The organism is Klebsiella sp. MBT K-1 (assembly GCF_002556465.1).
Classification (GTDB): domain Bacteria; phylum Pseudomonadota; class Gammaproteobacteria; order Enterobacterales; family Enterobacteriaceae; genus Klebsiella; species Klebsiella grimontii.
In genome coordinates this window covers 86,810-111,450 of sequence record NZ_PDEL01000014.1, presented here as the reverse complement: position 1 = coordinate 111,450, position 24,641 = coordinate 86,810, and the positions used below count along the sequence as shown (strand labels likewise).

Here is a 24,641-nt window from a genome sequence, read left to right as displayed (position 1 = left end):
CAATAGCGTAAATTTATCGAGCGAGTGTAAAAAGGGAAAAATTATATCCTCCTTATTGCCGCTATTTTATCCGATGGAATATTACTCAATATTTCACTTGTCATAAAAATGACACAACCATTTTGACTGGAAGGTGCTCTAGCTTAGAAACCAAACGTTGCAGACAACCAGAGCAATGACGCTCCAGAACATCGCAAGCCCAAGGATAACGGCGCTCCAGGCCTTACTTCTCAAAACCGGATCTATCTCAGTCTTGTCACGTTCCTGTGACATCGCAAACTTCATATAATCGATATCACTAATCATTTTTTCACCACCAATCGCTAAGAATTTCTAACCACAGATAAATCTTAATTATGGATTGGCTATTAATCCAGTGAATTCGCTTCCCGGAAGATATCTTTGCTCATTAATTTGATCGCGGCAGGTATATTTGCAAATGTGGTACGAGGAGTTAACGAAAATTGTGATTCAGACGAGGTTTAGATATTCATTTTCAGGTCATTATAGGTTTTGGCATCCCCGAGAGGATGCCATTATTTTTTCTGCGGTTATTTTTCCGGTAATTTAATATCTTTGAACATCGCTTCGATATCTTCATTTGAGCGCAAAGCGACGGCGGTATCGACTACATCCCGCGTCAGATGCGGCGCAAATCGTTGAATAAAATCATACATATAGCTTCGCAAGAAGGTGCTGCGCCGGAAACCTATTTTCGTGGTGCTGTGGCTGAAAATACCGTTGGCGTCGAGCTTGACCAGGTCCGGGTCGGAAACCGGATCCACCGCCATACTGGCAATCACCCCTACCCCAAGGCCCAGACGCACGTAGGTTTTAATCACATCGGCGTCGGTGGCGGTGAAAACGATGCGCGGCGTTAAGCCGGCGCGATTAAAGGCGGTATCCAGCTCGGAACGACCGGTGAAGCCGAAGGTGTAAGTCACCAACGGATACTGCGCCAGCTCCTCAATCGATACCGACTCGCGCGAGGCCAGCGGGTGCTCTGGCGTGACGACCACGGAGCGGTTCCAGTGATAGCACGGCAGCATGACCAAATCATCATAGAGATGGAGCGCTTCGGTCGCGATAGCGAAGTCGGCATTGCCTTTCGACACCGCCTCGGCGATTTGCGTTGGCGACCCCTGATGCATGTGCAAGGAGACGCGGGGGTAGCGTTCGATAAAGCCTTTAATCACGCCCGGCAACGCGTAGCGGGCCTGAGTGTGGGTAGTCGCAACGTACAGGGAGCCCTTGTCTGGCCAGGTATGCTCACCCGCCACCGACTTGATCGCATCCACCTTCGATAAGACCTCGCGAGCGATGCGTATGATCTCCTGGCCTGCGGGAGTCACCTGGGTGAGATGTTTGCCGCTGCGGGCGAAAATCTGAATGCCCAGCTCATCCTCCAGCATGCGAACCTGCTTGCTGATGCCCGGCTGTGAGGTATACAGACCTTCGGCAGTCGAGGAGACGTTCAGATTATGGTTAACAACCTCAACGATATAGCGGAGCTGCTGTAGTTTCATGGCTGATATCCGATAGCACGTAAAATAAACCCGCTTAATACATTTTACGCTCAGGTCACTTGCCGGCGGGCGGATTGCCCCCCCAAGCCTGCGACTCGCCGTGTCGGCGCCACAACGTATCCTGAAGACGATGATGTATAAGACGATAAGATAATAAAAAAGAGATTAGCTATAACCACTATATCATTTATATCTACAGTGTATAGATACTAACAAAAAATAATAAGTCGGTTATAAGGCGAGAGACGATACAGAATAAATCTTGGATATCAGCAACATGCAGTGTTAAAAAAGGGCCGCGACGCGGCCCTTATTTCCGGTGATAGCAGTTACTTCTTCGCTTCAGTCCATTTGCCGTCAATATAGAAAGCTGACCAGCCGGTGGCTTTACCCTCTTTCTCTGACGCAACGTACTGCTGCTTAGTTTTACGACTAAAACGCACCATCGTTTTGTTGCCTTCCGGATCCTGCTGCGGCGCATCGGCCAGATAGCGCAGCTTCTCGGCCAGGCGGTCGCGGAAGCGGTACAGCTCTTCCACGAGCGGCGCGCGGGTTTCGCGCGATTTCGGGAAGGTGTTCGCGGCCAGGAAAACGCCCGCCGCGCCATCGCGCAGAACAAAGTAGGCGTCCGATTTCTCGCACGGCAGCTCCGGCAGCGGCACAGGATCTTCTTTCGGCGGCGCCACTTCCCCGTTACGCAGGATCTTACGGGTGTTTTTACACTCGTCGTTGGTGCAGGCCATATACTTACCAAAACGCCCCATCTTCAGGTGCATTTCAGAGCCACATTTCTCACACTCAACGATCGGGCCATCATAGCCCTTAATGCGGAACTCGCCCTCTTCAATCTCGTAGCCATCGCAGGTCGGGTTATTACCGCAGACGTGCAGCTTGCGCTTAGGATCGATGAGATAGCTGTCCATCGCCGTGCCGCATTTTTTACAGCGGCGTTTGGCGCGCAGCGCGTTGGTTTCAGCGTCCTCGCCTTCCAGCACGTTGAGAACTTCGTTTTCCGGCACCAGGTTAATGGTAGTTTTGCAGCGCTCTTTTGGCGACAGCGCATAGCCCGAACAGCCGAGGAAGACGCCGGTGCTGGCGGTGCGGATCCCCATCTTGCGCCCGCAGGTTGGGCAGTCGATGGTGGTCAGAACCATTGGGTTCGGCTGCATGCCGCCCTCTTCCGGATCTTTCTCCGCCGTTTGCAGCTGCGAGGTGAAGTCTCCGAAGAAGTTATCGAGAACCTGTTTCCATTCGGCCTGATGGTTGGCCACCTGGTCGAGGCGGTCTTCCATCTGCGCGGTGAAATCGTAGTTCATCAGATCGCGGAAGTTCTCTTCCAGACGATCGGTGACGATCTCGCCCATTTTTTCCGCATAAAAACGACGGTTTTCCACCCGCACATAGCCGCGATCCTGAATGGTCGAAATGATCGACGCATAGGTGGACGGGCGGCCGATGCCGCGTTTTTCCAGCTCTTTAACCAGCGAGGCTTCGCTAAAACGCGCCGGCGGCTTGGTAAAGTGCTGCGCGGGCGTCAGCTCGACCAGGCTCAGGCTTTCGCCCTTGTTGACCAGCGGTAAAGTACGATCTTCATCGCCTTTACGCAGGGCTGGCATCACTTTGGTCCAGCCGTCAAAGCGCAGCGTACGACCGCGCGCTTTCAGTTTGAAATCGCCGGCTTTCACCGTCAGGGTGGTGGAGTCGTACTGCGCTGGCGTCATCTGACAGGCGACAAACTGGCGCCAGATCAGCTGATACAGTTTCTGCGCATCAGATTCCATATCTTTTAACGTTTCGGCCAGCACGTTGACATCGGAAGGACGAATCGCTTCGTGCGCTTCCTGGGAGTTTTCTTTGCTGGCGTACTGGTTAGCGCTTTCCGGCAGATATTTCTTACCGAAGTTATCGCCAATATAGCCGCGCACCATATTCAGCGCGTCCTGGCTCAGGTTCGTGGAATCGGTACGCATATAGGTAATATGCCCCGCTTCGTAGAGGCGCTGCGCCATCATCATGGTTTTCTTCACGCCGAAGCCAAGACGCGTGCTGGCGGCCTGCTGGAGCGTGGAGGTGATAAACGGCGCGCCCGGCTTGCTGCTGGTCGGCTTGTCTTCACGCTCCAGCACGCTGTAGCTGGCTTTCTCAAGCAGCGCAACCGCTGCCATGGTTTCATCACGGCTCACCGGACGGAACGGCTTATCGCCGCTGTGGGTCACCTGCAGCGGTAACGCATCGCCGCCTGGTGTCGTAGTGCTGGCGTCAACTTCCCAATACTCTTCCGGAACAAACGCCTTAATCTCACGCTCGCGTTCAACCACCAGACGTACGGCAACCGACTGGACGCGGCCTGCGGACAGACCACGGGCAATTTTTTTCCACAGCAGCGGAGAAACCATGTAACCCACCACGCGGTCCATAAAACGGCGCGCCTGCTGAGCGTTAACACGGTCAATATTCAGTTCGCCCGGCTTTTCGAAAGCCTGACGGATAGCATTCTTGGTGATCTCATTGAACACTACGCGGCTATAGCGCTGTTCATCACCGCCGATAACTTCCCGCAGGTGCCATGCGATGGCCTCCCCTTCGCGGTCAAGGTCGGTTGCGAGATAGATGTGGTCAGCTTTTTCCGCCAACTGTTTGAGTTCGGAAACAACCTTTTCTTTACCCGGGAGTATTTCATAGTGCGCATCCCAGTCATGCCATGGGTCCACGCCCATACGGTTGACCAGAGCGCCGCGTTCATCCTTCTTAGGCTTTTTAGCCCCTTTGGTGGAGGTAGAGTCGGCGCTCTTTTTGGAAGCTGAGCCACTGGTCGGCAAATCGCGGATATGACCGACGCTGGACTTAACCACGTAGTCATTACCCAGATACTTATTGATCGTTTTGGCTTTTGCCGGGGACTCAACGATAACGAGAGCTTTACCCATATTCACCTTTACCTAATTTGATTCATCCAGGAATACATCGCACATTGATTCACCATCCACTGGCGACACGTCACAACCTATGTTGCGTCGTTATCGATGGATATCAACCCTTTGCACCGGTTTCAGGTCCATAAAACCAGATAGCTGAGTTTGCTGGCTTTTTCTTGCCAGGCGACATAGCACGAATAATTTTTGGCCGAATGTCAAGCAAATCTGTTGCCAGATCGCTGAAAGCGTCACACTGTACCTGATAAAATTCGTTACGCAACTTTATTAGCATGCAAAAGCAAATCCCGCCACTAAACTGATGTTTATTAAGCTCCTGCGATTACCCCCATAAGATCCATGGAAAATTTGCCCCTCGTCGCCGTGCGGCGTAGACTAGCCGCGAAGAATCACAGGAGGCATTTATGCAAGGTACAACCCAACCCATCGATCGCCAGACGCTTCTGGAAAAAGCCAACAAACTCATTCGCGAACATGAAGATACGTTAGCCGGGATCGAGGCCACCGACGTCGTTCAGCGTAACGGCGTGCTGGTGTTCAGCGGCGAGTTTTATCTTGATGAGCAGGGTCTGCCAACGGCGAAGAGTACGGCGGTATTCAATATGTTTAAATATCTCGCGCACGAGCTGTCTGATAAGTATCACCTGGCGGATTAACCGCCGCGCGCAGGGCCAATACGACAACGCGAGGCCCGTGCCTCGCGTTGTTTTTTTTACATCAGCGGCTTTTGCCCGCGCTGCCACCAGCGCAGCAGCAGTTTATCGGCGCTTTCCGCCGCGCTGCCGGTAAACCGGTCGAGCATTTTCTTACGCTGCTGGTAGCGCACGCTGATAACCTCATGCTTGTCCATCAGGCCCAGCAGAAGTTCATCGCTGGTTTCCACCGCGTCAACAAGGCCTTTTTCCAGCGCCTGAACGCCATACCAGTGTTCACCCGTCGCTACCTGCTCGATATCCAGCTCAGGGCGCATCCGGTGGACAAAGTCTTTGAAGAGTCGATGGGTATCGTTGAGATCTTCGCGGAATTTCTGGCGCCCTTCTTCGGTATTTTCGCCCAGCATCGTCAGGGTACGTTTGTACTGCCCGGCCGTATGCAGCTCAATGTCGATGTCCTTGTTCTTAAGAAAACGATTGATGTTGGGGATCTGCGCCACAACGCCAATAGAGCCAAGGATAGCGAACGGCGCGCTGACGATTCTGTTCGCCACGCAGGCCATCATATAGCCGCCGCTGGCCGCAACTTTATCTACCGCGACCGTTAACGGGATTTGTTTGTCGCGCAGACGCTGCAGCTGTGAAGCGGCAAGGCCGTAGCCGTGGACCACGCCGCCGGGGCTTTCAAGGCGAATCACCACCTGGTCGCGCGCTTTTGCCGCCGCCAGAACGGCGGTGATCTCTTCGCGCAGGCTGCTGACTTCGTGGGCATCCATACTGCCTTTAAAATCCAGCACCCAGGCGCGCGGTTTAGCGTCCGGCTCGGGGGTTCCCAGCTTTGCCCGCGCCTTTGCCGCTTTTGCTTCCTGCTTGAGCTTTTTCTTTTGCGCTTTATGCCACAGCTTCTGCTGCGGCCCATCGAGCAACGAAGCCGCCAGCTCTTCCTTCATCTCCTTATATTGCTCGCTAAGATTGGTTACCCGCAGCTCGCCGCGCTGTTTTTTGCGCTGAGTCAGGTTAACAATAATGGCGACGATAACCGCAATTGCGACAACGATGGTCGCGATTTTGGCCAAAAACAGGCCATATTGAGCAAGTAATTCCACGTTTTCACCTTGTGTAAACCGCTGACGTTGGCGCACAGTGTACATCAGCCGTCGGCGAGAAGTCTTTGTGCTTTGTGTCGCGTGCGAGGCGCCTTCCTGTTTTTTTCAGCGACGATGAAATCGTTGCAAGATATTAATTCCGCGAAGAGTTTCCGTTTCGCCGATTGCAATAGCGGGCGCTTTCAGGCATAAAGCGCAAAAGTGAAATACCGAATAGCAAGCGCGATCGCCTGCCGATCGCCCGAGGAGTCGCCGTGCACTATCAACCGCAACGTCACCTGTTACAGGATCGCATCATCCTGGTTACCGGCGCCAGCGATGGCATAGGCCGTGAAGCCGCCCTGACCTATTCCCGCTATAGCGCCAGCGTTATCCTGGTCGGCCGTAATGAAGAGAAGCTGCGCAGCGTTGCGCACGAGATTCAGCAAGCGGGCGGCATTCCCGCCCGCTGGTTCACTCTCGACCTGTTAACCTGCACGCCGCAGGAGTGCCAACAGCTGGCGCAGAAGATCGCCATCCACTATCCGCGCCTCGACGGCGTACTACACAACGCGGGTCTGCTGGGCGATGTCTGCCCGATGGATCGGCAAAAGCCGGAAGTATGGCAGCAGGTCATGCAGGTAAACGTGAACGGCACCTTTATGCTCACCCAGGCGCTGCTTCCTTTATTACTTAAATCCGAATCGGGTTCGCTGGTCTTTACCTCCTCCAGCGTCGGCCGTCAGGGGCGCGCCAACTGGGGCGCTTATGCCGCATCTAAATTCGCCACCGAAGGCATGATGCAGGTGCTGGCCGAAGAGTATCAGAGCCGTCATCTGCGGGTTAACTGCATCAACCCCGGCGGCACGCGCACCAAAATGCGCGCCAATGCCTTCCCAACGGAAGATCCACAAAAATTGAAAACCCCCGCTGATATCATGCCGGTTTACCTGTGGCTGATGGGCGACGACAGCCGCCGTAAGACGGGAATGACTTTTGACGCCCAGCCGGGCCGCAAACCAGGAATCGCACAATGAGTGATGAACGCCACCGCGAACGCCAGCAGCGGGTAAAAGAGAAAGTTGACGCTCGCGTCGCCGCCGCGCAGGAAGAACGCGGCATCGTGATCGTGTTTACCGGTAACGGTAAAGGCAAAACCACCGCCGCTTTTGGCACCGTTACCCGCGCCGTCGGGCACGGTAAAAAGGCCGGCGTCGTGCAGTTTATAAAAGGCACCTGGCCAAACGGCGAGCGCAACCTGCTCGAGCCGCACGGCGTCGAATTTCAGGTGATGGCGACCGGTTTTACCTGGAATACGCAGGATCGCGAAAGCGACACCGCCGCCTGCCTTTCAGTCTGGGAGCACGGGCGCCGAATGCTGGCCGATGAAAGCCTCGACCTCGTTTTGCTGGACGAGCTCACCTATATGGTGGCCTACGACTACCTGCCTCTGGAAGAGGTGCTTACCGCGCTGCGCAGCCGCCCGGCGCACCAGACGGTCATTATCACCGGCCGCGGCTGCCACCGTGAAATTACCGAACTGGCCGATACCGTTAGCGAACTGCGTCCGGTTAAGCACGCCTTCGATGCCGGGATCAAGGCGCAGATAGGGATCGACTACTAGCCGCCAGCCGCTCGAGCAGCCCATGATTGAGCGGCAGGCACAGGCAATCCTCCCCCAGCGCCAGCTCGCTTTCGGGAATATTTTGCCGCGAGACGAAGCGCTTACGGTATTCGGTTGGCGTGACGCCGCAGTATTTATTAAAGGCGGCAATTAGAGACTTGTGCTCCTGAAAGCCGCAGCTGTGGCTAATCTCAGTGATTGGCGTGCGCGTATCGCGCAGCAGAGTGCGGGCTTTGTTTAGCCGCACCAGCGTCAGGTACTCTTTAAAATTATAGCGGCTCACTTTTTTGAACAACCGCGAAAACCAGGAGTAGCTCATCCCGCTATGGCAGGCGACCTCGCTCAGGGTCAGCGGCTGATCAAAGTGTTGATTGATAAAATCAATGCCTTTTTTGATCATCGCCTCGTCGCGCAGCGAGCTTTCGCCGCGCCGCGTCGGCTTTCCGGCGCAGACGACCGCATCCAGCAGCAGATAAATCGCCGCGATGCGCTGAAACGGCGCGTGGTTATCGATTAGCTGTTCCAGTAGCCTCGCCAGCCGGAGGTGCACCTCACTGTCTGCCGTCGAGTAAGGTCGTTCGCAGGTATTCCAGTCCAGCTGCGGCGAGGGATGAAGCTCATCAAACAGGCCGGGTGAAAACTGGACGGTGACCAGCTGGCTGCCCGCCTCCTCCGCGCTAAGCGAATGGACCTCTTCGGCATTGATGTACAGCATATCCCCCTGCGTAAGCTCCAGGCTCTGCTGGCCGACAGAGAGCGTAAATCGCCCCGCCAGCACGGTAATCAGCTCCGGAGCCGGATGCCAGTGAGGCTCGCAGTAGCGAACCTCCGCGGCAAACACGTTCAGCTTCTCCGCATCAAAGGCAATCAGCTCGTAGCCGCTGTTCACCGTCTGTCGGCCGGTCTGGCTGACCGAACGAGGATGAGTCACTGAAAAAGGGAACATGCGCACTCTCCTGTCATTAGCAATGATGAGCGCCCGCCAGCACCGCGTTAAGCTCGTCGCGCTCAATATCCAGCGCCAGGAACTCGGTCAGCGCAATCAGCAGCCCGCAGAACAGATCCGGTGCCAGGCGAATCAATTTTTCACGCACCTGCTCCGCTGGTATCTGACTCTTATCGGCAATCAGCGTCACGACGCGGGCAAAGGCCTCCGGCTGCTGGATCAGCTGTTGCAGAGAGTTATCATCGCGCAGCGGGACATACCGCTGCGGGCAATCTACCTCCATTTCCGCCGTTAACGGCAGATCGCGGGATGAGGCGCCGACGCGGATCTGCCAGATGCCCGGCGTCACCATCCAGTCGCCAAGACCCGGATGGTAGCAGGCTAGTTCGGCAATGGGCAGCTGCAGGCTTACGCGCCGGGATTCTCCGGCGGCCAGCGCCACTTTGCTGAACGCTTTTAATGACTGTACTTCGCGAATCAGCTCCCCCTTCGGCGCGCTGACGTACAGTTGGACGATCTCTTTACCCGCATACTCCCCGCAGTTGGTCAGGTCGAACGACACCGTAAGCGTCTCGTCTGCGCCTAATCGGGAGGCTGACAGCGCGATATTATCATAGGCAAACCGGGTATAGCTTAAGCCAAAACCAAACGGAAACTGCGGCGTCAGGCGACGTTTGTCATAATAGCGATAGCCGACAAAAAGCCCTTCTCCGTAGTAGTGGCGCAGGTTTTCGCCCGGATAGTGTAGCCAGGCCGGGGTTTCCTCCAGGGAATTAGGCACCGTTACCGTCAGCTTGCCGCAGGGGTTACGCTTGCCGAAGAGGATTTCCGCCACCGCGCGCCCCATCCCCTGACCGGCAAAAAACGTTTCCAGCAGCGCTTTGCATTCGCCAAGCCACGGCATCACCACCGCATCGCTATTCGCCAGCACCACCACGATATTTGGCTGGACCGCGGCGACTTCACGAATCAACCGCTCGTGCACCGGCAGAATATGCAGATCCTGACGATCGCCGTTTTCGCCATCTTCGCCTACGGCGGTACTGACGAAGAGTACCGCCACGTCAGCCTCTTGTGCCACGCTGCAGGCCTGCGCCAACGCCTGTTCATCATCGCGCAGATCGTCCGGCGCGCCTACGGCCCAGGTAACGCTAAAATCGTCCCCGGCGAGGTCGAAAATTTCATCCAGCGGGCGATCGAGAAGATACGGTACCGTGGTCGCGCATCCGGATCCCTGAATCACCGGCTCCTGCGCCGGTTTACCCAGCACCGCGATGCGCGGTGTTTTCTCCGAACGCAGCGGCAGCAGAGCCTCTTCATTTTTCAGCAGGACGATAGATTCACCGGCAAGCCGCTGCGCCAGCGCGTGGTGCGCCGTAAAATCGGCTCGCGTTTGCGGGCGGCGATGGCGCTGAACCTTGTCGAGCAGTTCCAGCATGCGTAGACAGGCGCGATCCACCACCGCCATCGGCACCTCTTCGGCTTCGATAGCCGCCAGCAGGGTTTGTTTATCGCGGCGGGTTTCCGGCATCGCCAGGTCGTTGCCCGCCATCAACGAAGCGGGACGATCTTTAATACCGTACCAGTCGGACATCACCAGGCCGTCATATCCCCACTCATCGCGCAATACCTGAGTGAGTAAAAACGGATCCTGCGAAGTTTGTACGCCGTTAAGACGATTGTAGGAGGACATCACCGTCCACGGCCGGGATTTTGCAATCGCCCGCTGGAAACCCGCCAGGTAAATTTCCCGCAGCGCCCGCTCTTCAATGATCGAATCCATCTCCGTGCGGCGAAATTCCGAGTTATTGGCCGCAAAATGCTTCAGGCTGGCGCCGACGCCCTCCTGCTGCAGACCGTTGATCAACGCTGCGGCAATGTCACCGCTGACCACCGGGTCTTCGGCGTAATATTCATAGCCGCGCCCGGCCAGCGGCGTGCGGCGAATATTAATGCCGGGCCCGAGCAGGATCCCGACGCCCATTTGCTGACACTCTCGCCCCAGCGCTTGCCCCATCTGATGCACCAGTTCCACATCCCAACTGCAGGCCAGGCTGGAGCCGTTTGGAAAGCAGGTCGCCGGTAGCGAAGTGCTGAACAGCGCTTCACTGCCCCCTTTCGCGGCGGGCTCTTCCACGCTGGCCTGGTCTGCGGTTTGGGTGATGACCGAGATAAAATCATCCATGCTCCACTTTTCCCGGCCATCAATCTGCGCGCTGCTGTAGCGCACGCCATAAGTGCCGTCGGTCATAATGATATCTTCGATACCGTGCTGCGGCAGCGAGGCGGTGCGCCAAAGGCCGCTGCCGGTCAACAGCGCCACTTTCTCTTCCGCGCTCATCGCGGCAAGGGTGGTGTTAAAATCGTTACTCATCTCTCTGGCTCCCTGAGGTTAAAGCGCGTTCTGTTTACGCAGGCTGATCTTTTGCACAATATCGCGATAGGTTTTTTCATCCAGCGAATAGCAGGCGACAAACAGGGCGCTGAGGGCAAACATCGCGCCGGGAAATAGCGTCATCAGTACGTTAATGCCGTTAATCGCGCTGGCGGTGATATTGCCCGCGTCATAGTGATAATAGTCCAGCATCCATCCCGCGCAGCCGCCGCCGATGGCCATTGCTATTTTAGTGATGAAATTAAAAAAGCCGTAAATTGCGCCTTCGGTACGCACCCCATGGTGCCACTCGGCATATTCCACGGTATCGGCAATCATTGACCACATTGAAACGAAACCCATCCCCAGCGTAATACTGTAGAGACACACGCCGGTCATGATCAGCCAGATATTGTCGCCGGCGATAAAATATTGCATCAGTACGCCCACCACGCCGATTAACAGGGCCACCAGCGTCATTTTCTTTTTACCTATCAACGCAATAATTTTTTCCGAAATAACGGTACCGACAATATAAGCCGCCGACTGAATCATAAAGAAGGTGGAGGTAAAACCTTCGCTACCAATGATATATTTGATAAAGTAAATAGCGATCGCCATCCACACGGTATAGGCAATATAAAAAAAGACGGTGAACATGGAGAGGTTAATTAGCGGCGCGTTACCTGCCACCGCCTTCAACATTTCCCGCAGCGTCGGCGCCGGAGTCTGTTCCTCTTCTTCGCCAACGCGCTCTTTGGTCATCCCGAAACAGGCAAGGAACAAAAACGTCGCCAGCAGCGCAAAGCAAGAGACGGCGAAGACATAGCCCAGCTGTTTATCGCTAAACGGGGAAATCAGCCTATCCGCGGTGGTGGACACAATCAGATAGCCAACAATCGCCAGTACAAACCGGTATACCGACAGCGATGAACGGGAGGCTTCATGCTGGGTTAAACGGTTGGTCAGCGCCGAGTAAGGCGTATTCACCGCCGTATAGGCCAGGCAATAAATAGTATATGAAATCAGTGCGAAGTAGAATTTGGCCTCACCGCCGAAAGGCACAAAGCAGAGCACCGTCAGAAAGCCCAGCGGAATGGAACCATACAATAACCATGGACGAAGTTTACCGTAACGGCTGTGGGTTTTATCGATAGCAAAACCAATCACAATATTAAAGGCCGCATCAACCACGCGGGCAATAACAAAGATCAGGCTCGCCTGTACGGCGCTAATCCCGTAAATATTGGTATAGAAAAAAAGTAAGAATAGAGAAACAAAGCCGAAGGATAAATTAGAGGCGAAATCGCCAAATCCATAGCCTATTTTTTCTTTAACGCCGATAACCACATAGCTTGCCGATAGTTTTCCTGCTGTTTCCATTTTAGGCTACCTGTTAATGTAATCAGTGGCGTCAGTATATGGCGTAGCCAGGCGCATCGCTTTGCGTTATTTGTCCGGGGATTTCCCGTTTTTTGTCTTTATGCAGAAGTGTGAAAGGAGTCACAAGAGAGAAAATTCCGGCGGCGACCGCCGGAACTGGAATAATTAACCGTTACCGTTATTACGGCTGCTGGAACGACGGTTGTTATTATTATTACTCACCTGGCTGTGGCGCTTAACCGCGCGGCGAATCTGATTTGCCTTCATGCGACGGCGATCTTTTTCGACGGCGACCTTAGAGGTGGTTTCCGGCGTAAGCTCGACCAGCTCACGCAGGTAGTTGGTTTGCGCCAGGTCCAGCTCGGTGTAGCCGCCGCGCGGCAGGCCTTTCGGCAGCAGAATATCGCCGTAGCGCACGCGGATCAGGCGGCTGACCTGTACGCCAACGGCTTCCCACAGGCGACGGACTTCACGGTTACGCCCTTCGGTCAGCGTGACGTTGTACCACTGGTTAATCCCTTCACCACCGGTAAACTTGATGGTTTTGAACGCCGCCGGGCCGTCTTCCAGCTGTACGCCGCGAGAAAGCTGGCGCAGCTTGTCATCGTCAATCTGGCCAAACACGCGCACCGCGTATTCACGTTCCACTTCGCGGCTCGGGTGCATCAGGCGGTTCGCCAGTTCACCGTCGGTGGTAAACAGCAGCAGGCCGCAGGTGTTCACGTCCAGACGACCGACGGCAATCCAGCGCGCGCCGCGCAGCTTTGGCAGACGATCGAACACCGTCGGACGCCCTTCCGGGTCGTTGCGGGTACAGAGTTCGCCTTCCGGCTTGTAGTAGGCCAGCACGCGGCAAATCTGTTCCGCAGACTCTTTCACCGAAATCAGGTGGCCGTCGATACGAATTTTTAAACCCGGGACAATTTCAACGCGATCGCCAAGGGTGGCGATTTTGCCATCGACGCTGACGCGGCCAGCTTCGATTTTGGCTTCGATTTCACGGCGGGAGCCGTGGCCAGCGCGGGCCAGCACTTTTTGTAATTTCTCGCTCATTGAGCTTCCTTAAGGTGTCGCCTTCCCAGGCGTCTGGTATACTTCGAAAAACAGGGCGTTAGCAAAATAATATTCTAACACCATGTTCTGTATATATATTTTGCATCAAGGCGTATCATGTTTTGCGCCATTTTAGCGACCACAGTAGAGACACGTCTTCTCGCGTGGGCGAACATGGTACACGAACTTTAAGATCAATGCTTCTTCGCATTACGAGGATAGCACAACTTACCATCCGCCTCCGCCGCCGCCTCCTGCTCCGCCGCCGGAAAATCCCCCGCCGCTGCCGCCGAGACCAAAAGCGCTGGCGGATCCACTATTCAGATGCGCCTGCAAGGTCAAAAACGCCCCGGATCGGGCTATCTCCGGCGCCTTAATCGCCGCCGCCAGGGATGGAGCCAGGCGATTGGCCCACGCCTTACCCAACCCTGCGGCTACCGCCCAGCTAAGCAATGAAATATCCAGGTAACGGGATTCGCCTTTGCGCCGTGGGCCGCTGTGCGTTGCTGCCTCCAGCCGTCCAAGATAACGGATGACCCCTTCAGCTCTGGCAAAGCGCTGCTGGCCCAATTGCGTAAGCTGCGGGAGCAGGCAAAAGCCCAGCGCGGTGATATAACCGGACAGGCACCAGGCGCTGAAGTATCCGGCGGGCATATACCATTGAAAGAGCGAAAAACCCATTTTCGCCCATAGAAACAGAAAAATCAGGCCGCCGCCGATAAGCGGCCACAACACCGTCGCCATTAGACGCTTGCGAATTGGTTTGCCGGGATCGCTATCGCTCAGTAAAAACACGCTGCTAAAGAGAAGCGGAATAACGAAGAAAAGACCCGCAAACCAATCCGCAGTTAAGGTTCTGGCCGTCCAGCCCAGACTCTGCGCATTAGCGAGAATCTGAGTCGCAAACATCGCCACAATACCGCATAACAGGAAGCTCAAAGGCCGATAGCCCGCGCCCTTATGCTGCTGACGATAGTATTTATCCATTCGCTTAAACGCTTTGCGCAGCGTTCTGTTGTAGCGCCCCTTGAGCTCCACTTTATCGCTCTTATGAAACAGCAGATCCATCAATAGCTGCTCTTCCTGGGTCGGAATATCGCCTGTGTGAATTGCGCCAGAACGTACCCGAACCAACGAGCATAGCATTTCATCGCCCGGCACATTCTCCAGCGCCACCCGCCCCTTCACAATCAGGTTGGTCACATCGGCGCAAAAGCCTTTATCGTCGTACGTTTGCTTCGCCGCCATACGCAAATAGCCTGGAGAAAATTCCCTAGACATTGACGTCAGCACCGGCACGTCAACCGGAGTAAAACGCGGCCTGCGCAGCCATAAAAACAAGAAATAACCCGCCATTAATCCACAGGGGATCCACACGCTTAAAGACGATAACGTGGGGATAAAAAGATGCGGGAGTAGATGAGTCGCCTGCGGCTCTGCGGCATCAGGCAACAGCGCACGAGGCCAGCGATAGAGTACGGTAAAATCCTGCTGGTAGAAGGGTTCGCGGGACTCAATGCGCCCATCCGGCAGAAGGTGGCCATTTTTTAACCTTTCGCCATCATCGCCGGTAAAAAAGTCGATCTGCCTGAACGGGTCCCCTTGCGCATCCGCTAGTTGCAGCGCGAAGCGAACCTGGAATATTTCGAACGACCAGCTGGCGCCGGTGACATTCCAGATAAGCACATCATCTTCGTCATCGCGGATAAACGCGTTGCTGACCTGATAGTGCACCTGGTAGCGATAATCGCCTTCCGGCAGAAAAGTTTGCTCATCGCCGACTACGATCCTCATCGTCCCCCGGTGCCAGAGCAGATGCCAGGGCTCGGGTTTGCCATCGCGGGTCACGCCGATCACATGGTACGTCAGCAGGGCCGCGTTGCCGTCCGGCCGCACCCACATACGCGGAAGATCGCGAAAGAAACCGTGTTTGATCTGCCTGTTGCGCGCCTGGAAGTGAAGGTTTTCTCGCACGTCCAGCACGCCGTCCTGGCGCATGGTAGCCTGAACGTCAAACAGAGCGATAGCTTCTTGCCAGGGGGATAAAACCTCAGAATGCGCAGGGCTGAACGGCACGCTGAACAGCCACAGCAGAAGAAAAAAGCGACAGATTAATGTCCATTTCACGACGATTCCTTCCTTGGAATAAAAAACAATTACAGGAACGGCGTCACGTCCCCGACACCTTCACGCACTACGACCGGCGCGTCTTCGGTAAGATCGATAACCGTGGTCGGCTGCTGGCCCAGATAGCCGCCGTGAATAATCAGGTCCACCTGCTTCTCCAGACGATCCTTAATCTCTTCCGGATCGGATTCGGTAAAGTCGCTTCCCGGCAGCATCAAGGAAGTGGAAAGCATCGGCTCACCCAACGTTTCCAGCAGCATTTGCGCAATCGGGTTCGACGGCACGCGCATCCCGATAGTCTTACGCTTCTCCTGCAACAGGCGGCGCGGGACTTCTTTGGTGCCCTTGAGGATAAAGGTATAGTTACCCGGCGTATTGTTTTTAATCAGACGAAAGGCCACGTTATCGACGAATGAATAGGTCGACAGCTCGGACAGATCGCGGCACATCAGGGTAAAGTTGTGGCCGTTTGGCAAATTACGGATCCGGCAAATCCGCTCCATCGCGCCTTTATCTTCAATTTTACAGCCTAAGGCGTAACCGGAGTCGGTCGGATAGACGATGACTCCGCCTTTACGCACAATGTCCACCGCCTGGTTAATTAACCGCGCCTGGGGGTTTTCCGGATGGATATAAAAAAACTGGCTCATACTTCCCTCTCAATTTTGTTCTACGGCCACTTCCCAACTGCGCCAGATCCCTTCAACGCCCGCGGGCAGCCAAAGTTTGCGGCCCAGTTCGATCCATGGGCAGGGCTGATGAAAATCAGACCCCTGCGAGGCATCCAGGCCATACTGCACGGCGTAAGCGGCAAGCTGAGCGCGCTCGTGCGGCGCCTGTTGACACTGCGCCACCTCCATCGCATCGCCGCCCTGTTCGCTAAAGTGGGCCAACAGACGTTTTAACCACTTGGCGGAAAGGTCATAGCGCCCGGGATGGGCAATGACCGCCTTACCGCCAGAATGATGAATGACATCAATCGCTTGTTTTATTGTACACCACTGAGGCGGAACGTAACCGGTTTTCCCGCGCGCCAGATACTTCTTAAAGACGTCAGCCATATTGTTGGCATAGCCGGCCTCCACCAGAAAACGGGCAAAATGGCCGCGCGTCACCGCACCGCCGTCCGCCAGCTTCAGCGCCCCTTCCCAGGCCCCCGGGATCCGCGCTTTTTCCAGCCGTTCAGCAATCTGCTGGCCCCGCATCTGGCGACGCGCTTTCTGTTCATCGAGCAGCGCGGTCATTGCCGGATGGCCGATATCGATATTCAGTCCGACAATGTGAATTTCATGATTTTCCCACAGCGTGGAAATCTCCACCCCGGTAATCAGCGCCAGCGGTAAACCGGCGCGTTCAATTTCAGCCTGAGCCGCGGGAATCGCCGCCACGGTATCGTGATCGGTAATCGCCAGGGTGCCGACGCGCATCTGGTGCGCGCGATGGACAAGTTCTTCTGGAGTCAGTCGCCCGTCAGAGGCAATGGTATGGCTGTGCAGGTCGTAAATCACTGCGTAGTTGGTGTTGCTCAAGATGACTCCTGCTGGACATGAACCTGTACCCGTCATACTTTAAGTCACAGGCAGATTGACTGTGATTCTGCAGCTTAAGTGATTAAGGATATCAATAAGCGCATCATCATACCGACAGAGAGAGAAAATCTGCAAACAGGGGTTGACATTAATCTCTCGGACTAGTTAACTAGTACGCAAGTTCACATGAAGGGGTATCAACGATGAAAACGCAATTTATCACTCTGCACGGCTGGTGGCGCACCTCCTGTTATCGGGCGGCGTGATCGCGTTTTGCACTCAGCATACAGATACCCGGCCCGCCAATGAGCGGGCTTTTTATTGGACAAATTATTATAGCGAACAGGCGACAACAATAATGCAAACATCAAAACCGGCACTCGAGCTTCTCACCAGCGACGCCATCTATCGGGAAAACCCCACCGCATTGTTCCACCAGATCTGCGGCGCGCGTCCAGCCACCCTGCTGCTGGAATCCGCTGATATTGACAGCAAGGATGATTTAAAGAGCCTGCTGCTGGTGGATAGCGCCCTGCGCATTACCGCGCTAGGTGACACCGTCACTATTCACGCATTGTCCGCCAACGGTACGGCGCTGCTGGAACTGTTGGATCGCGCCCTGCCCTCCGGCATCAATAATCAGCGTCAGCCCAATAGCCGGGTATTAACCTTTCCCCCGGTCAGCGCGCTGCTAGATGAAGACGCCCGCCTGTGTTCACTCTCGGTATTCGACGCTTTTCGCCTGCTGCAGGAACTGGTTACCGTTCCGCAGGACGAGCGCGAAGCCATGTTCTTCGGCGGCCTGTTCGCCTATGACCTGGTCGCCGGTTTTGAAGACCTGCCATCGCTGGAAAGCGACACCGCCTGCCCGGATTACTGCTTCTATCTGGCGGAAACGCTGCTGGTTATCGATCATCAGACCAAAAACACCCGTATCCAGGCGAGCCTGTTTACGCCGCTGGAAAGCGAAAAGCAGCGTCTGCTGCAGCGCATCGCTCAGCTTCGCCAGCAGCTGAACGAGCCGCCGCTGCCGCTGCCGGTAACCACGGTAGCCGAGATGCGCTGCGACTGCGACCAGAGCGACGAAGAGTATGGCGCCGTGGTGCGTAAAATGCAGCGCGCCATTCGCGCGGGCGAGATTTTCCAGGTCGTGCCGTCGCGCCGCTTCTCGCTGCCCTGCCCGTCGCCGCTCGCCGCTTATGATGTGCTGAAGAAGAGCAACCCGAGCCCGTACATGTTCTTTATGCAGGACAACGATTTCACCCTGTTCGGCGCGTCGCCGGAGAGCTCTCTCAAGTATGATGCCACCAATCGCCAGATTGAAATCTACCCGATCGCCGGTACCCGACCGCGCGGCCGCCGCGCGGATGGTTCGCTGGATCGCGATCTCGACAGCCGCATTGAGCTGGAGATGCGCACCGACCATAAAGAGCTTTCCGAGCATCTGATGCTGGTCGACCTTGCGCGTAACGACCTCGCGCGCATCTGTACGCCGGGCAGCCGCTACGTCGCCGACCTGACCAAAGTCGACCGCTACTCCTTTGTGATGCACCTCGTCTCCCGCGTGGTTGGCGAGCTGCGCCGCGATCTTGACGTGCTGCATGCCTACCGCGCCTGTATGAATATGGGCACCCTCAGCGGGGCGCCGAAAGTGCGCGCCATGCAGCTTATCGCCGCCGCTGAAGGCAAGCGTCGCGGCAGCTACGGCGGCGCGGTGGGCTATTTTACCGCCCACGGCGACCTCGATACCTGCATCGTTATCCGTTCCGCCTACGTGCAGGATGGCGTCGCCACCGTCCAGGCGGGCGCCGGTATCGTGCTCGACTCCGTTCCCCAGTCAGAAGCGGATGAAACCCGTAATAAAGCTCGCGCGGTGCTGCGCGCTATCGCCCAGGCCCACCACGCGAAGGAGATTTTCTAATGGCCGACATTCTGCTGCTCGATAATATCGATTCTTTTACCTATAACCTGGCAGACCAGCTGCGTTCGAACGGCCATAACGTGGTGATTTACCGCAACTCCGTCCCGGCGCAGGCGCTGATTGAGCGCATCGGCACGATGAAAAACCCGGTTCTGATGCTCTCTCCAGGGCCGGGGACGCCGAGCGAAGCGGGCTGCATGCCGGAGCTGCTGATCCGCATGCGCGGCAAACTGCCGATTATCGGTATCTGCCTCGGACACCAGGCGATTGTCGAAGCCTACGGCGGCTACGTCGGCCAGGCCGGCGAAATCCTCCACGGTAAGGCTTCGAGTATTGAACATGACGGACAGGCGATGTTTGCCGGTCTGAGCAACCCGCTGCCGGTGGCCCGCTACCACTCGCTGGTGGGTAGCAACATTCCGGCGGGGCTGACCATCAATGCCCACTTCAACGGCATGGTCATGGCGGTGCGTCACGATGCGGATCGCGTCTGCGGCTTCCAGTTCCACCCGGAGTCGATTCTGACCACGCAGGGCGCGCGCCTGCTAGAGCAAACCCTGGCCTGGGCGTTGCAGAAGCTGGAGCAGACCAACACCCTCCAGCCAATTCTGGAAAAACTGTATCAGGCCGAAACCCTGAGCCAGCAGGAGAGCCATCAGCTGTTCTCAGCGGTGGTGCGCGGGGAAGTGAAACCCGAGCAGCTGGCCGCCGCGCTGGTGAGCATGAAGGTGCGCGGTGAGCATCCGCAGGAAATCGCCGGCGCCGCCACCGCGCTGCTGGAAAACGCCGCGCCGTTCCCGCGCCCTGATTATCTGTTTGCCGATATCGTCGGTACCGGCGGCGACGGCAGCAACAGTATCAATATTTCGACCGCCAGCGCGTTTGTGGCCGCCGCCTGCGGCCTGAAGGTCGCGAAACACGGCAACCGCAGCGTATCGAGTAAATCAGGATCTTCCGACCTGCTGGCGGCGTTCGGTATCAATCTGGATATGAATGCCGATAAATCTCGCCAGGCGCTGGATGAACTGGGCGTTTGCTTCCTGTTCGCTCCGAAGTATCACACCGGTTTCCGCCACGCGATGCCGGTCCGTCAGCAGCTGAAAACTCGCACCCTGTTTAACGTGCTTGGGCCGCTGATCAACCCGGCCCACCCGCCTCTGGCGCTGATTGGCGTTTATAGCCCGGAGCTGGTGCTGCCGATTGCGGAAACCCTGCGCGTGCTGGGCTACCAGCGCGCCGCGGTGGTGCATAGCGGCGGAATGGACGAGGTGTCGCTGCACGCGCCGACGGTGGTCGCGGAGCTGAACAATGGCGAAATCAAGAGCTACCAGCTGACCGCCGCCGACTTTGGCCTGACGCCTTACCATCAGGAGCAGCTGGCAGGCGGCACGCCGGAAGAAAACCGTGACATTCTTACGCGCTTACTACAAGGTAAAGGCGAGGCCGCTCACGAAGCCGCCGTTGCCGCCAACGTCGCCATGCTGATGCGTTTACATGGATACGAAGATCTGAAGGCCAACGCGCAGCAGGTCATCGATGTGCTGCACAGCGGAGCGGCCTATGACAGAGTGACCGCATTAGCGGCAAGAGGGTAAATAATGCAGACCGTTTTAGCAAAAATCGTGGCCGACAAAGCGATTTGGGTAGAAGCCCGCAAACAACAACAACCGTTAGCCAGTTTTCAAAATGAAGTGGTACCGACGCAGCGCAATTTTTACGACGCCCTCGCCGGAACCCGCACCGCGTTTATTCTCGAGTGCAAAAAGGCCTCGCCATCAAAGGGGCTGATCCGCGATGATTTTGACCCGGCGGCCATCGCCGGCGTCTACAAGCACTACGCCTCGGCGATCTCGGTACTGTGCGATGAGAAATATTTCCAGGGCAGCTTCGACTTTCTGCCGATCGTCAGCAAGGTCGCGCCGCAGCCGATTTTGTGTAAGGACTTCACCATCGATCCTTACCAGATTTATCTGGCGCGCTACTACCAGGCCGACGCCTGCCTGCTAATGCTTTCGGTGCTGGATGACGAACAGTATCGCCAGCTCTCCGCCGTCGCGCATAGCCTGAACATGGGCGTGCTGACCGAAGTGAGCAATGAAGAGGAGCTGGAGCGCGCGATTGCGCTGAAGGCGAAAGTGGTCGGCATCAACAACCGCGATCTGCGCGATATGTCGATTGACCTCAACCGTACCCGCACCCTGGCGCCTAAGCTCGGTCATGAGGTCACGGTGATCAGCGAGTCCGGTATCCATACCTACGCAGAAGTGCGTGAACTAAGCCACTTCGCCAACGGTTTCCTGATTGGCTCGGCGCTGATGGAGCACGCCGATCTGAACGCCGCCGTGAAGCGCGTGCTGCTCGGCGAGAATAAGGTCTGCGGCCTGACCCGCCCCCAGGATGCCCAGGTGGCGTATGAATCCGGCGCGATCTACGGCGGCCTGATTTTTGTCCCGACGTCGCCGCGAGCGGTGAATGACGCTCAGGCGAAAGCCGTCATCGATAGCGCGCCGCTGAGCTACGTCGGCGTGTTCCGCAATACGCCGGTGGCGGAAGTGGTCGCCCGCGTGGAAAATCTGAGCTTAGCCGCGGTGCAGCTGCACGGCAGCGAAGACCAGGCCTATATTGATACCCTGCGCGCCGAACTTCCGGCGACGGTGCAAATCTGGAAGGCCCTCAGCGTCGGCGAAACCCTACCGCAGCGCAATCTGCATCACGTCGATAAATATGTATTCGACAACGGTCAAGGCGGCACCGGCCAGCGTTTCGACTGGTCGCTGCTGCAAGGTCAGGACCTGCGTAACGTTCTGCTGGCAGGCGGCCTCGGCGCCGATAACTGTGTGGAAGCCGCCAAAAGCGGCTGTGCCGGACTCGATTTTAATTCAGGCGTAGAGTCGCAGCCGGGTATTAAAGATGCCAGCAAGCTGTCCTCTGTATTTCAAACGCTGCGCGCATATTAAGGAGCAATAATGAGTACTTTACTGAACCCCTACTTTGGCGAATTCGGCGGGATGTACGTTCCGCAGATCCTGATGCCCGCCCTGCGCCAGCTGGAAGAAGCGTTCGTCAGCGCGCAGAAAGACCCGGCATTCCAGGCTGAATTTACCGACCTGCTGAAAAACTACGCCGGTCGCCCGACGGCGCTGACCAAATGCCGTAACCTTACCGAAGGCACCCGTACCACGCTGTATCTCAAGCGTGAAGACCTGCTGCACGGCGGCGCGCATAAAACCAACCAGGTGCTCGGCCAGGCGCTGCTGGCGAAACGGATGGGCAAAACGGAAATTATCGCCGAAACCGGCGCCGGCCAGCACGGCGTGGCCTCTGCGCTCGCCAGCGCCCTGCTCGGCCTGAAGTGCCGTATCTATATGGGCGCTAAGGATATCGAACGCCAGTCGCCGAACGTTTTCCGCATGCGCCTGATGGGTGCGGAAGTGATCCCGGTACATAGCGGTTCTTCTACCCTGAAAGACGCCTGCAATGAAGCCCTGCGCGACTGGTCCGGCAGCTACGAAACAGCCCACTATATGCTCGGCACCGCTGCCGGTCCGCACCCGTTCCCGACCATCGTGCGTGAATTCCAGCGCATGATTGGCGAAGAGACCAAAGCGCAGATTCTGGAGAAAGAAGGTCGTCTGCCGGATGCGGTTATCGCCTGCGTCGGCGGCGGATCGAACGCCATCGGCATGTTCGCCGACTTTATCGACGAAACCACCGTTGGCCTGATTGGCGTGGAGCCCGCGGGTCACGGTATTGAGTCCGGCGAGCACGGCGCGCCGCTGAAGCACGGTCGGGTGGGTATCTACTTCGGTATGAAATCGCCGATGATGCAAACGGAAGAGGGGCAGATTGAGGAGTCCTACTCCATCTCCGCCGGGCTGGACTTCCCGTCAGTGGGGCCGCAGCATGCGTATCTGAACAGCATTGGCCGCGCCGATTATGTGTCGATTACCGATGACGAAGCGCTGGATGCCTTTAAAGAACTCTCCCGCCATGAGGGGATTATCCCGGCGCTGGAGTCCTCCCATGCCCTGGCGCACGCGCTGAAAATGATGCGTGAAAACCCGGAAAAAGAGCAGCTGCTGGTGGTTAACCTCTCCGGCCGCGGCGATAAAGACATCTTCACCGTACACGATATTTTAAAAGCGCGAGGGGAAATCTGATGGAACGTTATGAGACGCTGTTTGCACAACTTAAAGCTCGCCGGGAAGGCGCGTTTGTTCCCTTCGTCACCCTCGGCGATCCGAATCCGGAACAGTCGCTGAAAATTATCGATACCCTGATTGAAGCGGGCGCCGACGCGCTGGAGCTGGGCATCCCCTTCTCCGACCCGCTGGCTGACGGCCCGACGATTCAGGACGCCACCCTGCGCGCTTTTGCCGCAGGCGTCACGCCCGCCCAGTGCTTTGAAATGCTGACGGCGATTCGTCAAAAGCATCCGACCATCCCAATCGGCCTGCTGATGTACGCCAACCTGGTCTTCAGCCCGGGCATTGATGAATTCTACGCCGCGTGCGAACGCGCGGGCGTCGATTCAGTGCTGGTCGCCGATGTCCCCGTGGAAGAGTCCGCGCCGTTCCGCCAGGCCGCGTTGCGCCATAACATCGCGCCGATTTTCATCTGTCCGCCGAATGCCGATGACGATCTGCTGCGCCAGATCGCCTCTTACGGTCGCGGTTATACCTACCTGCTGTCGCGGGCGGGCGTGACCGGCGCGGAGAACCGCGCCGCGCTGCCGCTGCATCATCTGATTGAAAAACTGGCCGAGTACCACGCCGCGCCGCCGCTGCAGGGTTTTGGCATCTCGGCGCCGGAGCAGGTGACCGCGGCGATTGACGCAGGCGCGGCCGGCGCGATTTCCGGCTCTGCCATCGTCAAAATCATTGAGCGTAACGTGAACGACCCGCAGGCTATGCTCGCCGAACTGAAAGCCTTTGCGCAAAGTCTGAAGGCCGCCACCAAAGCCGCCTAAGCGCGTCCGCCGCCCGGTCCCGCGCCGGGCGGCTATTTCTGCTGCAAGCTGTCGGCATATTTGCGCGTCAGACGAAACAGCGCCAGCACATCATCTTGCGACCACCCTGCCAGCACCTCATTCATCAGCCGCGTTCTTGCTTGCGCAATGCGTGTAATCATCGCCTGGCCCGCTTCGCTGAGCGTCACTTCGCTAATCCGCCGGTCTTTCGCATTGGGCTGCTTTCGCGCCAACTCTTGGGCTTCCAGCTTCTTCACCTGCCTGCTGACGGTGGTGTAGTCGCGCCCAAGGCTGTCCGCCAGTTCAACGACCCCGACGGGTCCCCTGCGCCCGACGGCCACCAGTAGCGGAAAGAGAGTCCGATCGAGCTGGACCTCGGCCGCCTGCAGTATCTGCTCATCGCGCATCGGTTGGTTCATCACGCTGATGATATCGAGCAGCGCGCCGTGGAAGTCGCTAATGTCGTAATTATTATGTGCATCTTGCATATATTAGTTAACCGAGTATAGTGCCGTTAG

At 56.6% G+C, this 24,641-nt stretch carries 20 protein-coding genes and 1 other annotated feature; of the genes, 8 read left to right on the top strand and 12 right to left on the bottom strand.

Going from position 1 to position 24,641, the window contains the following annotated elements; genetic code table 11:
* Window positions 1-138 precede the first annotated feature (138 nt).
* The 3 genes from CMQ96_RS20830 to topA form a co-directional block, all read right to left on the bottom strand.
* Complete coding sequence (locus CMQ96_RS20830) at window positions 139-306, bottom strand: YmiA family putative membrane protein (protein ID WP_004139526.1); 168 nt, start codon at window positions 304-306, stop codon at window positions 139-141.
* 245 nt (window positions 307-551) lie between these two features.
* Window positions 552-1,526 (bottom strand): HTH-type transcriptional regulator CysB, encoded by a 975-nt coding sequence (cysB, locus tag CMQ96_RS20825; RefSeq protein WP_004121248.1) that lies wholly within the window; start codon window positions 1,524-1,526, stop codon window positions 552-554.
* Between the two features lie 329 nt (window positions 1,527-1,855).
* The gene (topA, locus tag CMQ96_RS20820) at window positions 1,856-4,453 is read right to left on the bottom strand and encodes a type I DNA topoisomerase (RefSeq protein ID WP_024359426.1); all 2,598 of its coding nucleotides are present in this window, start codon (window positions 4,451-4,453) and stop codon (window positions 1,856-1,858) included.
* Window positions 4,454-4,863: 410 nt separating this feature from the next.
* Here topA and CMQ96_RS20815 point away from each other — a divergent pair, with 410 nt between their 5' ends.
* On the top strand, window positions 4,864-5,115 hold the full coding sequence (locus CMQ96_RS20815; protein WP_004101388.1) for a YciN family protein: 252 nt from the start codon (window positions 4,864-4,866) through the stop codon (window positions 5,113-5,115).
* 56 nt (window positions 5,116-5,171) lie between these two features.
* Here the strand turns inward: CMQ96_RS20815 and sohB are convergent, their stop codons facing one another.
* Window positions 5,172-6,218, bottom strand: a complete 1,047-nt coding sequence (gene sohB, locus CMQ96_RS20810) for a protease SohB (RefSeq protein ID WP_024359427.1) — start codon at window positions 6,216-6,218, stop codon at window positions 5,172-5,174.
* A 254-nt stretch (window positions 6,219-6,472) separates the two neighbouring features.
* Between sohB and CMQ96_RS20800 the strand changes: the two genes are divergently transcribed.
* Entirely contained in the window at window positions 6,473-7,234 is a 762-nt protein-coding gene (locus CMQ96_RS20800) for a YciK family oxidoreductase (RefSeq protein WP_004121257.1), read from the top strand.
* Window positions 7,231-7,821, top strand: coding sequence for a cob(I)yrinic acid a,c-diamide adenosyltransferase (gene cobO, locus CMQ96_RS20795; RefSeq protein WP_024359428.1), 591 nt, complete (start codon window positions 7,231-7,233; stop codon window positions 7,819-7,821). Before CMQ96_RS20800 ends, cobO begins: the two co-directional genes overlap by 4 nt.
* Here cobO and CMQ96_RS20790 read toward each other — a convergent pair.
* From CMQ96_RS20790 to rnm, 7 genes are all read right to left on the bottom strand, one after another.
* Window positions 7,793-8,767: an AraC family transcriptional regulator gene (locus CMQ96_RS20790; RefSeq protein ID WP_064342506.1), complete on the bottom strand. Its 975-nt coding sequence runs from the start codon at window positions 8,765-8,767 to the stop codon at window positions 7,793-7,795. The two genes, cobO and CMQ96_RS20790, sit on opposite strands and share 29 nt — an antisense overlap.
* Before the next feature lie 16 nt (window positions 8,768-8,783).
* On the bottom strand, window positions 8,784-11,141 hold the full coding sequence (locus CMQ96_RS20785; RefSeq protein ID WP_064411518.1) for a glycoside hydrolase family 3 C-terminal domain-containing protein: 2,358 nt from the start codon (window positions 11,139-11,141) through the stop codon (window positions 8,784-8,786).
* An 18-nt stretch (window positions 11,142-11,159) separates the two neighbouring features.
* A complete protein-coding gene (locus tag CMQ96_RS20780) occupies window positions 11,160-12,524 on the bottom strand; it encodes an MFS transporter (protein ID WP_004139545.1) in 1,365 nt (454 codons plus the stop codon).
* A gap of 165 nt (window positions 12,525-12,689) precedes the next feature.
* Window positions 12,690-13,577, bottom strand: a complete 888-nt coding sequence (gene rluB / locus CMQ96_RS20775) for a 23S rRNA pseudouridine(2605) synthase RluB (protein WP_004121268.1) — start codon at window positions 13,575-13,577, stop codon at window positions 12,690-12,692.
* A gap of 228 nt (window positions 13,578-13,805) precedes the next feature.
* Window positions 13,806-15,704, bottom strand: coding sequence for a DUF2207 domain-containing protein (locus CMQ96_RS20770; protein WP_024359431.1), 1,899 nt, complete (start codon window positions 15,702-15,704; stop codon window positions 13,806-13,808).
* Between the two features lie 29 nt (window positions 15,705-15,733).
* Entirely contained in the window at window positions 15,734-16,354 is a 621-nt protein-coding gene (locus tag CMQ96_RS20765; RefSeq protein ID WP_004121270.1) for an L-threonylcarbamoyladenylate synthase, read from the bottom strand.
* A 9-nt stretch (window positions 16,355-16,363) separates the two neighbouring features.
* The gene (gene rnm / locus CMQ96_RS20760; RefSeq protein ID WP_004121271.1) at window positions 16,364-17,233 is read right to left on the bottom strand and encodes an RNase AM; all 870 of its coding nucleotides are present in this window, start codon (window positions 17,231-17,233) and stop codon (window positions 16,364-16,366) included.
* 227 nt (window positions 17,234-17,460) lie between these two features.
* Window positions 17,461-17,556, top strand: a sequence feature (Trp leader region).
* Between the two features lie 35 nt (window positions 17,557-17,591).
* On the opposite strand from rnm, the gene CMQ96_RS20755 reads away from it, so the two are divergent.
* The 5 genes from CMQ96_RS20755 to trpA are packed head-to-tail and all read left to right on the top strand — an operon-like array spanning window position 17,592 to window position 24,123.
* Window positions 17,592-19,154: an anthranilate synthase component 1 gene (locus tag CMQ96_RS20755; protein ID WP_098067275.1), complete on the top strand. Its 1,563-nt coding sequence runs from the start codon at window positions 17,592-17,594 to the stop codon at window positions 19,152-19,154.
* Window positions 19,154-20,749, top strand: a complete 1,596-nt coding sequence (gene trpD, locus CMQ96_RS20750) for a bifunctional anthranilate synthase glutamate amidotransferase component TrpG/anthranilate phosphoribosyltransferase TrpD (RefSeq protein WP_024359433.1) — start codon at window positions 19,154-19,156, stop codon at window positions 20,747-20,749. The genes CMQ96_RS20755 and trpD overlap by 1 nt, the downstream gene beginning before the upstream one ends.
* 3 nt (window positions 20,750-20,752) lie before the next feature.
* Entirely contained in the window at window positions 20,753-22,111 is a 1,359-nt protein-coding gene (gene trpCF / locus CMQ96_RS20745; RefSeq protein ID WP_049085461.1) for a bifunctional indole-3-glycerol-phosphate synthase TrpC/phosphoribosylanthranilate isomerase TrpF, read from the top strand.
* A gap of 9 nt (window positions 22,112-22,120) precedes the next feature.
* Complete coding sequence (gene trpB / locus CMQ96_RS20740; RefSeq protein WP_004139553.1) at window positions 22,121-23,314, top strand: tryptophan synthase subunit beta; 1,194 nt, start codon at window positions 22,121-22,123, stop codon at window positions 23,312-23,314.
* Window positions 23,314-24,123 (top strand): tryptophan synthase subunit alpha, encoded by an 810-nt coding sequence (trpA, locus tag CMQ96_RS20735; protein WP_004121283.1) that lies wholly within the window; start codon window positions 23,314-23,316, stop codon window positions 24,121-24,123. Before trpB ends, trpA begins: the two co-directional genes overlap by 1 nt.
* 32 nt (window positions 24,124-24,155) lie before the next feature.
* Here trpA and CMQ96_RS20730 read toward each other — a convergent pair whose 3' ends face one another.
* Entirely contained in the window at window positions 24,156-24,611 is a 456-nt protein-coding gene (locus tag CMQ96_RS20730; protein WP_049085464.1) for a MarR family winged helix-turn-helix transcriptional regulator, read from the bottom strand.
* Between the last annotated feature and the right edge of the window lie 30 nt (window positions 24,612-24,641).

Bases quoted from the DNA above. Each gene is read 5' to 3' on its own strand.
- CMQ96_RS20830 (WP_004139526.1), bottom strand. From the start codon at position 306: ATGATTAGTGATATCGATTATATGAAGTTTGCGATGTCACAGGAACGT.
- cysB (WP_004121248.1), bottom strand. From the start codon at position 1,526: ATGAAACTACAGCAGCTCCGCTATATCGTTGAGGTTGTTAACCATAAT.
- topA (WP_024359426.1), bottom strand. From the start codon at position 4,453: ATGGGTAAAGCTCTCGTTATCGTTGAGTCCCCGGCAAAAGCCAAAACG.
- CMQ96_RS20815 (WP_004101388.1), top strand. From the start codon at position 4,864: ATGCAAGGTACAACCCAACCCATCGATCGCCAGACGCTTCTGGAAAAA.
- cobO (WP_024359428.1), top strand. From the start codon at position 7,231: ATGAGTGATGAACGCCACCGCGAACGCCAGCAGCGGGTAAAAGAGAAA.
- CMQ96_RS20790 (WP_064342506.1), bottom strand. From the start codon at position 8,767: ATGTTCCCTTTTTCAGTGACTCATCCTCGTTCGGTCAGCCAGACCGGC.
- CMQ96_RS20785 (WP_064411518.1), bottom strand. From the start codon at position 11,141: ATGAGTAACGATTTTAACACCACCCTTGCCGCGATGAGCGCGGAAGAG.
- CMQ96_RS20780 (WP_004139545.1), bottom strand. From the start codon at position 12,524: ATGGAAACAGCAGGAAAACTATCGGCAAGCTATGTGGTTATCGGCGTT.
- rluB (WP_004121268.1), bottom strand. From the start codon at position 13,577: ATGAGCGAGAAATTACAAAAAGTGCTGGCCCGCGCTGGCCACGGCTCC.
- CMQ96_RS20765 (WP_004121270.1), bottom strand. From the start codon at position 16,354: ATGAGCCAGTTTTTTTATATCCATCCGGAAAACCCCCAGGCGCGGTTA.
- CMQ96_RS20755 (WP_098067275.1), top strand. From the start codon at position 17,592: ATGCAAACATCAAAACCGGCACTCGAGCTTCTCACCAGCGACGCCATC.
- trpD (WP_024359433.1), top strand. From the start codon at position 19,154: ATGGCCGACATTCTGCTGCTCGATAATATCGATTCTTTTACCTATAAC.
- trpCF (WP_049085461.1), top strand. From the start codon at position 20,753: ATGCAGACCGTTTTAGCAAAAATCGTGGCCGACAAAGCGATTTGGGTA.
- trpB (WP_004139553.1), top strand. From the start codon at position 22,121: ATGAGTACTTTACTGAACCCCTACTTTGGCGAATTCGGCGGGATGTAC.
- trpA (WP_004121283.1), top strand. From the start codon at position 23,314: ATGGAACGTTATGAGACGCTGTTTGCACAACTTAAAGCTCGCCGGGAA.
- CMQ96_RS20730 (WP_049085464.1), bottom strand. From the start codon at position 24,611: ATGCAAGATGCACATAATAATTACGACATTAGCGACTTCCACGGCGCG.